Origin of the sequence: Mucilaginibacter gotjawali, assembly GCF_002355435.1 — a bacterium.
In the GTDB taxonomy this organism is placed as follows: Bacteria; Bacteroidota; Bacteroidia; order Sphingobacteriales; family Sphingobacteriaceae; genus Mucilaginibacter; species Mucilaginibacter gotjawali.
This window is the reverse complement of sequence record NZ_AP017313.1, coordinates 128769-140833: the sequence shown is the minus strand read 5'-3', so window position 1 is coordinate 140833 and position 12065 is coordinate 128769. Positions and strand designations below refer to the sequence as shown.

The following is a 12065-nucleotide window of genomic DNA, read 5'->3' as shown; positions in this document are numbered from 1 at the left end:
GTAAAATCTTTTTTAAAGTACTTTTCGCATCACATAATCATTCATCCAGTATTTACCTACCGGGACGTCTTCCTCATAAACTATCGCGAACCCCATCTTTTCATAAAAGTCTTTGGCTTTGTTGTAGCGGTTCACATTCAGGTCGAGCGTGCGTTTGCCTGCTGCGATCGTTTGTTTTACTACTTCGTTGATCAGGATTTTGCCATAGCCTTTGCCCTGGGTTTGGGGCAGGCAATAAAGTTTGTGCAGTTTATAAATCCCGGGGTTTTCTTCCCGCGGCGAGTAGGCAGCAAAGGCTACAGGTTTATCAGCTTCAACCAGTAAAAGGTAGGTTTGGGTATCGTGGGTGAGCTGTGATGCCAGTTTCCTGGTGGCGTAGATCTCCTCCAGCATAAATTCTATTTGCTCTTTTTTGAGTATCGGGCCGTAAGTTGCCCACCATGTTATTTCGGCTATGCTGCGGATAATTTCTACATCCTCCGAGCTTGCTTTCCTGATTGAGTACATGGCCAAATATATCAATCTGCCGCCATTTTTTTAAAGCCTTCGTGTCCTCTATGTTTGAAATCAAATATAGGAGGACACGAAGGGGCACAGAGAACACAAAGTGCTTCAAGCGTTAATGATTTTCTTCCCCGTCAACTTTAACCGGGCTGCCAATAATTTGTCCTACGCCAAAGTAGTCTTCCAGTTCATTTAAAGTAGATGAACTGGTAGCTATATCCTTGATGATCTTTCCTTTTTCCATCAGCAGGATACGGTCACATACATCGGTGATGTGGTTAAGGTCGTGGCTGGATATCAGGGTAGTAACTCCCTTGTTTTTATTCAGGTCTTTCAACAGGCTTTTTAAACGGAATTGTGTGCTTGGGTCGATATTGGCAAATGGTTCATCCAGCATCAGCAATTCAGGGTTCTGCAGCAGGCAGGATACCACGCCAACCTTACACTGGTTGCCTTTTGACAGATCGCGGATGTATTTACCTTTTTTCAGGATCTCGCCGTTAAAAAACTCCGCCATCCCCGATAAATAGTCGTCCACCGTAGCGCGGCTCTGCCGGTGCAGGCCGCCGATAAAGTAAAAATATTCCTCGGGGGTTAAATAATCTATCAAAAAACCTTCATCCAGGTATGAGGCAGTGTAATTTTTCCAGTGCTCGTGCCCGGCTACATTTTCGCCATTTGATAATACCACGCCGTTATCGGGCCTGATCAAATCCAGCATCAACCGGAACAGGGTAGTTTTACCTGCGCCGTTATTGCCTACAAGGCCAACACTTTCGCCTTTTTTAATCTCCAGGTGCGATATGTTTACAACAGTAACCCCGTTGTATATTTTTTTAAGGTCGTTAATTGCTATCATCTTATTTGTTTCTGAAACCTTCAGCTATTTTGTATCTGTGTAAATAAAAATCGGCTTCCAGCTGTTTAATCCAAAAGCCACGGATTAATATAAATATAAGGCCTGTTACAGCCAGCAAAGCCAGGCCTATATCTGCATGACCGAGCAGGGCAAAAGGCCCGTAAATTACATAAGGAGCGATCAGCAGCGGAAATGATAAGATCCATTGGTTACCGCTCATTCCTTCCCAGTTAAAGGCCGCGCCCTTTGAAAGGTCCATGCGCTTAAAATTACGGTTGGCGAAAAACAGCACGAGGGTTGTATTGATACCGATGTTCCATAAATACATAATAAAGTGGATCATCAGGGTTCGCCAGCCAAAATAAACATAAGGGATGGTAAGCAGGAAAAAACCGGTAGAAACAACCGTAAACAACAGGTATTTTGCTTTTAAAAAATCCCTGAAACTAACGCTACTCACCAGCAAACCATCAAAATGCGAGGCCTGCCAGCTAAACATAAACTGCCCGTAGTTAATGATAAAAATACCCGTCATAAACATCCCCACAAACACTTTTACACTTTCTAAATGAATAAACTTAGGGTTAGGGTAAAAAAACAGGCCATACAACATAAAAAACAGGCCCATTACAAGTGCCGACCGCGAGCGCTTATTTCGCAAAACCAGCTTGATCTCGTTGCCAGCCAGATCGCCCACGCTGCCAAATCGGCTCAGTAAAGGATAATCGGTGCTGCTTTTGTATTTGGCCGCCTTGCGCGAACCCAATTCTTCCAGGTAAAGGTTTTGTTTGAGGTATAAAAAATTAAAGTAGTACATTGCCGCTCCAAGCAACACCGGCGCCAGTGCGAGCAATGGCTTTGTAATAAGGCGCCCGAAAAACAAATAAGAGATATTACGCAGGGAGTAAATATGCCAGTAAAAATCGCATAACACTACAAGGATAATTACCGCCGTAACAATCAAAAATACCCAGCCGTTTAAGTTTGATTTCCGTTTGATATACAGGGCCAGGTAATTACTGAAAACGGTAAGCCCGATAAGCGAAACGATAAACGCAAACGCCACCACAGCGCCTGAATCTGGCGCAATAATCTTAAGGATAAATGGCACAAAAAGGATAAAAGGCCAGATATTAAACACCGAAAGCAAAGCGGTAAATGCCAGGTAACGCACCAGCGCATCTCGTTTTACAGGGAGTTGTAAATAGGGTTGCACGCGCAGGGTAGGTAATTCCTGCAACTGCAGGCGCATAAACAGGTCCATCAAATAATACAACAAAATAATGCCGCAAAAAGCAATCACTTCATCTTCGTGGGGATAGGCTTTTTCTAAAACCCCATTCATAAAAAAGCCTATCGCCAATACACAAAGTAGCAGATAAAGGATCAGCAGGGCCATTACAATGCGGATAGCAATGCTTTTGCCTGTGTTTTTCGACCGCCAGAAAGCTTTTAACTCGTGCCTGAGAAAAGTTGATATCATTGTAAATTTAGTATAGGGTAATTATAGTGAAAATAAGTAAGGTATCGGCTCATTCAGATAAAGAACGCAGGATGCGGCTATTCGTGTACAATTTAATCACTTAACGGCCCGCTGCGCAAAGTGACCCCACTTTATAAGCGCTTCTTTGCGCCGTCAGGTGCAAAATATTGGTAGAAAATAGACAATAAACGAAAAGCGTGCCATCGGTACGCAACAATCGGAGCAGCATTAGCGCTATTGCATTGCGTATAGGTTCCGTACCTGCTGCACGGTATAAATAGCTGTTATTGTCTTCTACCAATATCTGGCCCCTATGGGTCAGACAGGTAACCTTCATGTTGTTTTCCGCGGGGGCGGGCCAGGATTTAATATTTATACCTGTCGCCCCAAAGTTTTTTTAATTTCTCTTTTGATTCATTTTCGCGGGCATTGTTACCCGGATTATAGATTTTTGCGCCCTTTATTTCGGCAGGCAGAAAGTCAAGGTCGGCAAAGTTGCCTTCGTAGCTATGTGCATATTTATAATCTTTGCCGTAGCCCAGGTTTTTCATCAGTTTGGTTGGCGCGTTGCGCAGGTGCAGTGGTACGGGCAGGTCGCCGGTTTGGCGCACCAGTTCCATCGCGGCGCCAATGGCCGTAGTGGCTGAGTTGCTTTTTGCTGAGGTTGCGAGGTAAATGGCCGTTTGCGATAAGATCAGCTGCGATTCGGGCATGCCTATCACATTTACGGCGTTAAAGCAGCTTTGGGCCAGCAGCAGCGCATTGGGATTGGCGTTGCCAATATCTTCGGATGCCAGGATCAGCATCCGCCGGGCAATAAATAAAGGGTCCTCGCCGCCGGTGATCATCCTGGCCAGCCAGTAAACCGCGCCGTTAGGGTCGCTGCCGCGCATGGATTTGATAAAGGCCGAAATAATATCATAATGCTGTTCGCCGGCTTTATCATACAGCGCCATATTTTGCTGCACATGTTTAAGTACGGCATCGTTGGTGATGGTTATTTTTTTACTGTCGAAGGCATTTACCAGCAGCTCAAAAATATTGAGCAGCTTACGGGCGTCCCCGCCGGATAGGCGCAGCAAGGCTTCATTTTCTTTGATAGTGATATTTTTTTTTCGGATCACCTCATCTTCTTTCTGCGCTTTTTGCAGCAGGCTTACCAGGTCGTCCTCATTTAAAGGCTGCAGGATATACACCTGGCAGCGTGACAATAACGCCGAAATCACTTCAAAGGAAGGATTCTCAGTAGTTGCGCCCATCAGCGTAACTATGCCCCGCTCCACCGCGCCCAGTAACGAATCCTGCTGCGATTTGGAGAAACGATGAATTTCATCAATAAAAAGGATGGGCAAATTCTGCCCTTCGGCCTTCAGGACGGCTGCTTTCTCAATCACCTCGCGCACATCCTTCACGCCCGAATTAATGGCGCTTAAGGAAAAGAACGGCCTGTCCAACTGCTGTGAAATGATATAGGCCAGCGTGGTTTTACCTACGCCCGGCGGCCCCCAAAATAGCATGGACGGCAAATTGCCCGACTCAATGGCCTTACGCAATACGGCGCCCTGGCCCACCAGATGTTTCTGCCCCACATAATCATCCAGGTTTTTGGGGCGCATGCGTTCGGCTAATGGGGGCAGGTTATTCATATCGTAAAATTCCGAAAAGTAAATGCTAAATCCTAAAAAAATTAGTACGTTTAAATGGAAATTATGAAAACTAAACACCTGGCCTTCCTTTTACTCCTGCTAAGTGTTTCCTGTAAGGTAACGAAAAAAGGATTAATTGGAACTTACCGGGCAAAAGGGTCAAATTTCAATATAATTATCATTAAATCAGATCATTCTTTTTTTTATGAAAATTTAAATCCATTAAGTTGGCTAATGACGCCCTCAGGCAATGATTCCACTCATTTTTTTACAGCTGGCACATGGCAGCTTGATAAAAACCAAATCGTCCTCAATAGTTGTGGGAATAACTATGCAGACACATCAAGGGTTCTAAAAATTTTAAAAACACCAACCAAATCAAACGAGTCAATGTTTTTGATCAGGAATGCTTTCGGTGGCAGGATACCTTTTCAAAGTGTGGATAACCATTTGTACAATAAAACCAAGATAGCATCACAAAGTGTAGTAGATAATTATTTTTGGAAGATAGACCTTCAGGTATCAAAGAATGACACGCTTGTTTTTTTTCCTGTGTACTACGAACCATTTAAATTTATAGTTAGAGATAGTGTAAATGCAAATTACATCATAACACTTCAGCCAATTTATAAGCAAGCTTATTTTATAAATAAGAAATTAATGGTCAAAAGGAATATTTTAAAGGATGTAAAGGAAAAATTCAAAAAAGTCAAAACCGCTCAGAATGATTCATCGCTTTAATTCTTCCAATTATCATTCCATCTGCGACGAACTCGCATCAACAGATGCCGATTTAGCCGCCATCATCCAAACCCACGGTTACCCGCCCTTCTGGTCGCGGCCCAATACGTTTGAAACCCTGGTGCATATTATTTTGGAGCAGCAGGTTTCGCTGGCCTCTGCATTATCTGCTTTAAATAAATTAAAAGAGCGGCTGCAGGTATTAACTCCCGCAAGACTACTGTTATTAACCGACGAAGAAATGCGCGCCTGCTATGTAAGCCGGCAGAAATCAGGCTACCTGAAATACCTGGCCGAAGCCTTGTTAAGCGGCCAACTAAATTTAACCGAACTGGAAGACATGCCCGACGATCAGGTGAGGGCAAAACTGGTCGCCTTAAAAGGTATCGGCAACTGGACGGCCGATGTTTACCTGATGTTTGTTTTGCAACACCCTGATGTATTCCCCATTGGCGACCTGGCCGCGGTAAACGCCATGAAGCGGGTAAAAAAATTGCCTGCCGAAACAACCAAAGAGCAGTTGCTGGAAATTGCCGCTAACTGGCAGCCCTACCGGACTATTGCCACCATGCTGCTATGGCATTTTTATTTATCAGCGCCCAGGGAAAAGAGAGCCGCGATTTGAGTTTCGCTGCAAAGCCTATAAACTAACGTGAGTTCGTAAATGAATTTGCCCACCGTCAAAATGCTCCGCCGCAGGCGGACTACCGCTTTGTAGAAACCAAATCCCGGGGATAATTGCCACGTCAGTGGCTACCCTTCGCGAATTGGGTAGCCACTGACGTGGCTAAATAACGTTTTGAACATCATCCTACAAAGGGGAAGCCCCTATGGGGCATTCAGCATTGTATGCTAATTCTTATGCCGAACCCCTATAAAAAAAGCAAGCCCCCCGGGTTTAACACCGGAGGGGCTTTGCTATGATCAACAATTATGAAAAAAACAATTAGAAACCGATTGAAGCTTCAAGCATTACGCCATGGAACTTGCCACCATTAAGGATGCTGGTAGTTGGGTAATTCTTGTATTCCTGGCTTACGTATTCAGCTTTCATCATCACGTGTTTTGTTAAAAACCAGCCGAATGAACCTGCTGTACGGTTAGTGGTTACGTCTCCTATGTTCAAAACGTCGCCTGTTACAGTGTTGTAACGAACGCCTAACCAAAAGTTTTCGGTATTTTCAGGGAACCTGTAGATCACGTCGCCAGCATATTGGGTAGCCCAGCGTTTATGTAATTCTGCAGCGCCTCTGCCGGTAATATTTTCAGCAGTACCAAAAAATTCTAAGCCTTTGTATTTCAAAAACAAGTTACCCATTGCAGCGTGTAGTTCGTTGCTAAAGCCGGGGTTAAATCTTCCTGAAGTAAAGCTGTAGTCAACAGCATCGTTTAAGGTAGTGGCGTTTGCTACTGCCTGGTTTTCCATCAGGTTATAGTAATGTGAACCTGTACGGTCGCCGCTTAATAATGTGTTGCTGTAGGTACTGCTTACAGTATAGATTGATCCGGTTAACCTGAATCTGAAATCTTTATTTACCTGTTTGTCAAATCCTAATTTAGCAAGGATGGCAGGGTCGTATTTAAGTGGTTTGCCAGTTAAAGCATCAACTTTAGTGCTTTGAACCACAGTTTCATTCAATAACCCATCAGTTATGCCAAACATTGCAAAAAATCCTGTTTTGTTAAAGTAGTAGAATTGTGCACCGAGCTCGGTAGAGAATTCGTCCATGATATAGTTTTCAACAAATGGATTGTAGATAGTGTTGCCACCGTCAGTTCTGCGGTAGTGCTGATCGCCGTAATCAACGTCATTCTGACCGATTTTGATGGTTACACTTTTCATGATATCATCAATAACAGCGCTATGAAGGAATGGTAGTTTATCAAACTGAATGTATCCGCCTTTAACCCAGGTGTCTTCGTGGTGCCTTGCAGCAAGGTATTGCGTAAGGTTCATGCGGATACCATCAGCCAACTGAACATCTATGTTAAGGTTAGCCATTGGCAGGGTAAATCCATGGGTAAGCGCGATAAGGCTTGTAGAATTAGCTGGATTGGTACTGCTAAGTGGTACCGCAACGGCGGTATTTGATTGACCCAATGCCTGGAAAGTTAATTCGAAGTTACCGCCCACTTTTACGTGTACCCCTTTGAACGGTACTGTATCAGCCTTGCTGGTTTCAAATACATTAACACCTTGCTGGCCGTTTGGACGATAGAACTGAATTTCTTGTGCTTTAACACCGAATGGTACAAGGCTCAAACTGGCAACGGCTAGTGAACCGAGTATTTTAAATAAATTTGTTTTCATGTTGTTTTTTTATTAAATGGTTTGTGAAAATTTAGATCGCTTTGTAAGTGATATTATATTGAATTGTAAGGTCGTTGTATACTTTCATGGCGCCCAGCAAAAAGGTTGGGGGGTCAATTTTGTAATCTGTCAATTTAATTTTTTGTGCACCTGTGCAGGTGATGGTATTATCGGGGTTAACCACCGCTGTAACGGTTAACACTACAGGTTGTGTTGAGCCTGAAATGGTCAGCTCGCCTGATGCCTTGATGGTGTACTTGTTTTTCTGCACGGCTGTAACTGTGGCAGAGCTAAGTTTAAAAGTGATCTTTGGATATTGATCGGCTTTGATGGTTTTATAACAACGGCCATCCATTGAGGTTGATTCGCTTTTTAAGCTTTTTGCTTCTGCCACTAAACCGAAAGAAGTAAGCGCTTGCAGCTGGCCGCCCTCAAATTTAAATTGTCCCTGGCTTTCAATGCCGGTTGCGGTCATGTTCCATTCATGTATGTTGGAACTGCCCAGTACTTTTATAGATACGTCTTTGCCCGGCGATGCCTTATAATTGGCCTGCGCTTTTAAACTCTGCGGCAGTACAAAAAATATGGCTAGTGCTATCGCTGTAGTGATCGATAAAACTTGTGTCTTAAAATTTTTCATTTTTTCTTATGTTTTAATTTCAAAGCAAATGTGTGGGTAATTGCCGACCGGCCGAATGATAGAGGTTAGTTATAAAAGTGATCATTGTCATTCTTTTAACAAAATATCCTATTCATGGATAATTTCTGCAAAAAACAAGACGTTTAACTGTTGGGGTGGAAAAAAAACCTAAAAAAAAGAAGGTATTTTTATGATTTTTATAATGGTTTTTTTTGGGGTATTTAATTTTTACTACAGAATTTGCTCAAAATATTTTCTTTTGAAAAAATTCTATTGTATAATTCTTAAAAAAAGGGGTTGTTTTTTGCAAAAAAATTTCAGAGGTGACAATGGCGTGACGGGCGTCACAAAAAAATCAATCAGCGGAAAATGTGTGTATTGCTGTATCAGTCCATACTTTTCATTTTCAAATGAAAATCAACACTTAGTTTATCACTCGTTTTAATCATGCCTCCCAATTTGCGGGGCGGTACTAAATTAAAATCAGAGAAATTAACATCCCGAGTTCCCAGTAAATGAATTATTTTTTGGCCATCCTGGCTAATCTGGTAATTAACTTCAAAGCGTTTGCGAACGCCGGCTATTTCAATAAACACCCAGCCGGTTACGGGCTCCGGTTTTGCTGTAAGATCGGGAAGTTTGTTTAATGTTAAAAAGCTGATATGAAGCACAGGATATTGGTCCTGCTTTAATGTTTTACGCAGATCGTGGGTCATGATCACATTATGACAATCAAAACTTTTAACATTGAGGTTGATGGTGCCGGATAATAAAACATCCTTATTAGTTTTGTTTACAGTGATGGTATCGATTTGATCGTACGATGGGATCTCACAAATAAATGTATTGATATTGGTACTGCCGTTAACCCTGAGCTTGCTATTTTCGCTGACCACCCATTTTTTTATTTGGGGCGAAAGGTTCCTGGAGCCCCGGGAAATAAAACTGGTGAGCGTAATGAGCATCAAAAAATACCATGTAACGTTTTTGAACAACATTGCCTTAAACTTTCAGGGATTAATTTTTGCAAATACAACTCCGGCGATGACTGCTTGTACAAAACCGTACAAGAACCAACTGATGACGATGGGCAGCGTAATATCCAAAGCGCTGAAGGAAATCCACATTATTGGCAACAGCGCGATGATAGCATAAACAAAACCGAATTCCAAACCTCTTAATATAGAGTGGCCTTTAAAAAGTGATTTAAACCTATCCCAAAACCAGGAGAGGGCTAAGCTGATAATAAAGGCGTGCATGTAAAAAAGTACGTCCCTGCTGCCATCGGAGTTAAACAGCGGGCCGTTATATTCAATAAACAGGGTTGGGAAAAACCTGATCGCGAGGAACAGGCCACCATAGCTGACGATAAATAAAATAACACCCGCTATTAATCCTGAAATAAGAATTTTCTTCATTTTTTCAAATTTGTTTTTGAAGTTACAAAAATCAGGTTTGATAAAGGCACAAAATATGATCAATATCATTTACTCAAATGACAAGCGGCACAATTTATAAAGACGATAAATTGAAAAAGTGAAGAATGGAGCTCCGCTGATAGCGGCAATACCCTCTGGCGGGCGCCGATGATGAACGATGGTATCATCCTGAATCAAAGCAGAAAAGCATGACCGGCTGCTTACTGCTCAATATTATTGCGTTAACACGCAAGGTAATGCATCTCGCTGGTTGTCAATTTGTTTACCATATCCTTTAAAATGGCACGGGCGCGGCAAAGGTTAGTACGGGATAAAAGCTCAGTGATACCCAGTTTATTTCCGATCTCCTGGTGCGAATATCCTTCAATAGCGTAGAGGTTGAATACAGAACGGTAGGTTTGCGGCAACTTTTGTATCATTTTCAGCAGGTCCTTAACCTCCAAACCGTGCGCATTGTAACCGTTACTGAACGCATAGTTATCTTCCGTAAAATCATCTACCAAAACCATTGGCTTTTGTTTGCGGTAGCGCGATATGGCACAATGCACCATAATACGGCGAATCCATCCTTCCAGGTTCCCTTCACCGCGGTATTTATGCGCGTTGTTAAACATTTTAATAAAACCTTCCTGTAAAATATCCTGGGCCTCATCTTTATCATGGGCATAGCGCATGCAAACGGCCAGCATCCGTGGCGCTAAGGTTTTGTATAGTAACTCCTGTTGCTTACGGTCGTTTTTCAAGCAGCCTTCCCACATTTCAGCTAATTTTATATCGGTGCACATCATTGTTGTGTTTTTGCACCACTATGCCAATATTGATACCTTAAATTTAAATATTTGATTTTCAGTTAATTGTTGTTTTTTATAAGCTACGAAAGTGTTCGTTTTCGTACGGTTGGTGCATGATGGCGGACGTTTTTTGACCCTTCCGGGAGGGTTCTGCATAAATATTAACACACAGACACTGCAATCAACGGGCTTCGCTATTAGTGTATAAATATTTTTTTGACCAGGTTAAAAAGGCAAAATAAAACAGTGCATTTATAAAAAAACACAACAACTTAGTGTAACAAACCGGGTTTCTTTACCGTCTTAGTTTTATTGATAAAAACATTCTAATTTAGCTTTCATTAAACTGACCTCTTAACGCACAATTTATGGTAAAGAAACTTTACTTTACTTTTCTATTATTTTTTTCCTGTTCAGCTTTCGCACAAAAAACCTATATCCAATGCGGGCGGCTTATTGATGGTATATCAAATACCGAACAAAAAGGCGTAACCATCATTGTTGAAGGCAATACCATCATCGATATAAAAGCCGGATATTTTAACGGCGACGCCGGTGATAAGGTAGTATCCCTGAAAGATAAAACTGTAATGCCCGGCCTGATCGATTGCCACGTTCACCTCGAGGATCAGTTCAGCAAAAACACACTTTTAGAGGGTTTTACTTTAACTGATGCAGATATTGCCTATCGTGCAGCCGTTAACGCCAAAAAAACGCTGTTGGCCGGCTTTACTACCGTGCGCGATCTTGGCGGCATCGGGGTAAATATCAGCTTACGCAATGCCATCAACCATGGCTTAACCGAAGGGCCACGGATCGTTACCGCAGGCAGGGCCATCTCCGCCAGCGGCGGCCATATGGATGGCTCGGTCGGTTTCAGGGATGATGCTTTTAACCATAAAATGGGCCCGGATGATGGTGTAGCGGATGGAAGGGATGAACTGATAAAAGCGGTTCGCCTGCAAATCAAACGCGGCTCGGATGTTATAAAAATAGCATCCACAGGCGGCGTACTGGACCTGAGCGAAAACGGCTCAGGCGCCGAGTTTACGATTGATGAAATTAAAGCAGTTGTTGAAACTGCAAAAGACTACGGACTGCGGGTTGCCTGCCATGCCCACGGCGCGGAAGGTATCCGCAGGGCGATATTAGGTGGTGTAACATCAATAGAGCATGGCACTTTTATGAATGATGAAGATATGGCACTGGCCGTAAAATACGGCACTTACCTGGTGCCAACTATTATTGCCGGTAAATCTGTGTCCGATTCGGCCAGGATCCCGGGCTTTTTTCCGCCGGTTATCGCGCGCAAAGCCATAGCAGTGGGCACGCGCATGCAGCAAACCTTTGCCAGGGCATACAAATCGGGGGTTAAAATTGCTTTTGGCACCGACGCCGGGGTTTTTGCTCATGGTAAAAACTATCTGGAGTTTGGTTATATGGTTGATGCCGGGATGCCGCCAATGGACGCTATAAAAGCTGCTACTACCAGCGCCGCCGACCTGCTGGACATCAGCGATAAAACAGGCAGCATCACCAAAGGTAAACTGGCAGATATTATCGCTGTTGAAGGTGACCCGCTTACAGATATTAAAACAATGAAGAACGTTTCCTTCGTGATGAAGGATGGGAAAATCTATAATCAATAAAA

The 12065-nt window shown here is 43.0% G+C and carries 13 protein-coding genes; 3 read left to right on the top strand and 10 right to left on the bottom strand.

Annotated features, from left to right (window positions below; genetic code table 11):
• Positions 1 to 12: 12 nt before the first annotated feature.
• The 5 genes from MgSA37_RS00745 to MgSA37_RS00730 all read right to left on the bottom strand — a co-directional run bounded on the left by MgSA37_RS00745 (position 13) and on the right by MgSA37_RS00730 (position 4492).
• Positions 13 to 507: a GNAT family N-acetyltransferase gene (locus MgSA37_RS00745; protein WP_096349371.1), complete on the bottom strand. Its 495-nt coding sequence runs from the start codon at positions 505 to 507 to the stop codon at positions 13 to 15.
• 112 nt (positions 508 to 619) lie between these two features.
• Positions 620 to 1363: an ABC transporter ATP-binding protein gene (locus MgSA37_RS00740; protein ID WP_096349370.1), complete on the bottom strand. Its 744-nt coding sequence runs from the start codon at positions 1361 to 1363 to the stop codon at positions 620 to 622.
• A 1-nt stretch (position 1364) separates the two neighbouring features.
• Complete coding sequence (locus MgSA37_RS00735; protein WP_096349369.1) at positions 1365 to 2846, bottom strand: DUF5687 family protein; 1482 nt, start codon at positions 2844 to 2846, stop codon at positions 1365 to 1367.
• Between the two features lie 100 nt (positions 2847 to 2946).
• On the bottom strand, positions 2947 to 3183 hold the full coding sequence (locus tag MgSA37_RS28015; protein WP_157750366.1) for a hypothetical protein: 237 nt from the start codon (positions 3181 to 3183) through the stop codon (positions 2947 to 2949).
• A 28-nt stretch (positions 3184 to 3211) separates the two neighbouring features.
• Positions 3212 to 4492: a replication-associated recombination protein A gene (locus MgSA37_RS00730; RefSeq protein WP_096349368.1), complete on the bottom strand. Its 1281-nt coding sequence runs from the start codon at positions 4490 to 4492 to the stop codon at positions 3212 to 3214.
• A 63-nt stretch (positions 4493 to 4555) separates the two neighbouring features.
• On the opposite strand from MgSA37_RS00730, the gene MgSA37_RS00725 reads away from it, so the two are divergent.
• Together MgSA37_RS00725 and MgSA37_RS00720 are read left to right on the top strand one after the other, a co-directional pair.
• Complete coding sequence (locus MgSA37_RS00725; protein WP_096349367.1) at positions 4556 to 5233, top strand: hypothetical protein; 678 nt, start codon at positions 4556 to 4558, stop codon at positions 5231 to 5233.
• A complete protein-coding gene (locus MgSA37_RS00720; RefSeq protein ID WP_096349366.1) occupies positions 5217 to 5858 on the top strand; it encodes a DNA-3-methyladenine glycosylase family protein in 642 nt (213 codons plus the stop codon). The genes MgSA37_RS00725 and MgSA37_RS00720 overlap by 17 nt, the downstream gene beginning before the upstream one ends.
• A gap of 321 nt (positions 5859 to 6179) precedes the next feature.
• Here the strand turns inward: MgSA37_RS00720 and MgSA37_RS00715 are convergent, their stop codons facing one another.
• From MgSA37_RS00715 to MgSA37_RS00695, 5 genes are all read right to left on the bottom strand, one after another.
• The gene (locus MgSA37_RS00715; RefSeq protein WP_096349365.1) at positions 6180 to 7544 is read right to left on the bottom strand and encodes a hypothetical protein; all 1365 of its coding nucleotides are present in this window, start codon (positions 7542 to 7544) and stop codon (positions 6180 to 6182) included.
• 31 nt (positions 7545 to 7575) lie between these two features.
• Positions 7576 to 8184: a YceI family protein gene (locus MgSA37_RS00710; protein WP_096349364.1), complete on the bottom strand. Its 609-nt coding sequence runs from the start codon at positions 8182 to 8184 to the stop codon at positions 7576 to 7578.
• Between the two features lie 386 nt (positions 8185 to 8570).
• Positions 8571 to 9182 carry a YceI family protein gene (locus MgSA37_RS00705; RefSeq protein ID WP_096349363.1) on the bottom strand — a complete coding sequence of 204 codons (612 nt, stop codon included), beginning with the start codon at positions 9180 to 9182 and terminating at the stop codon, positions 8571 to 8573.
• A 12-nt stretch (positions 9183 to 9194) separates the two neighbouring features.
• On the bottom strand, positions 9195 to 9602 hold the full coding sequence (locus MgSA37_RS00700; protein WP_096357174.1) for a hypothetical protein: 408 nt from the start codon (positions 9600 to 9602) through the stop codon (positions 9195 to 9197).
• A gap of 242 nt (positions 9603 to 9844) precedes the next feature.
• Complete coding sequence (locus MgSA37_RS00695; protein WP_232010755.1) at positions 9845 to 10381, bottom strand: RNA polymerase sigma factor; 537 nt, start codon at positions 10379 to 10381, stop codon at positions 9845 to 9847.
• A gap of 401 nt (positions 10382 to 10782) precedes the next feature.
• On the opposite strand from MgSA37_RS00695, the gene MgSA37_RS00690 reads away from it, so the two are divergent.
• Entirely contained in the window at positions 10783 to 12063 is a 1281-nt protein-coding gene (locus MgSA37_RS00690; protein WP_096349361.1) for a metal-dependent hydrolase family protein, read from the top strand.
• Positions 12064 to 12065 lie beyond the last annotated feature (2 nt).

Excerpts from the sequence above, each read along its gene's own strand:
- MgSA37_RS00745 (WP_096349371.1), bottom strand. The coding sequence starts at position 507 with ATGTACTCAATCAGGAAAGCAAGCTCGGAGGATGTAGAAATTATCCGC.
- MgSA37_RS00740 (WP_096349370.1), bottom strand. The coding sequence starts at position 1,363 with ATGATAGCAATTAACGACCTTAAAAAAATATACAACGGGGTTACTGTT.
- MgSA37_RS00735 (WP_096349369.1), bottom strand. The coding sequence starts at position 2,846 with ATGATATCAACTTTTCTCAGGCACGAGTTAAAAGCTTTCTGGCGGTCG.
- MgSA37_RS28015 (WP_157750366.1), bottom strand. The coding sequence starts at position 3,183 with ATGAAGGTTACCTGTCTGACCCATAGGGGCCAGATATTGGTAGAAGAC.
- MgSA37_RS00730 (WP_096349368.1), bottom strand. The coding sequence starts at position 4,492 with ATGAATAACCTGCCCCCATTAGCCGAACGCATGCGCCCCAAAAACCTG.
- MgSA37_RS00725 (WP_096349367.1), top strand. The coding sequence starts at position 4,556 with ATGAAAACTAAACACCTGGCCTTCCTTTTACTCCTGCTAAGTGTTTCC.
- MgSA37_RS00720 (WP_096349366.1), top strand. The coding sequence starts at position 5,217 with ATGATTCATCGCTTTAATTCTTCCAATTATCATTCCATCTGCGACGAA.
- MgSA37_RS00715 (WP_096349365.1), bottom strand. The coding sequence starts at position 7,544 with ATGAAAACAAATTTATTTAAAATACTCGGTTCACTAGCCGTTGCCAGT.
- MgSA37_RS00710 (WP_096349364.1), bottom strand. The coding sequence starts at position 8,184 with ATGAAAAATTTTAAGACACAAGTTTTATCGATCACTACAGCGATAGCA.
- MgSA37_RS00705 (WP_096349363.1), bottom strand. The coding sequence starts at position 9,182 with ATGTTGTTCAAAAACGTTACATGGTATTTTTTGATGCTCATTACGCTC.
- MgSA37_RS00700 (WP_096357174.1), bottom strand. The coding sequence starts at position 9,602 with ATGAAGAAAATTCTTATTTCAGGATTAATAGCGGGTGTTATTTTATTT.
- MgSA37_RS00695 (WP_232010755.1), bottom strand. The coding sequence starts at position 10,381 with ATGTGGGAAGGCTGCTTGAAAAACGACCGTAAGCAACAGGAGTTACTA.
- MgSA37_RS00690 (WP_096349361.1), top strand. The coding sequence starts at position 10,783 with ATGGTAAAGAAACTTTACTTTACTTTTCTATTATTTTTTTCCTGTTCA.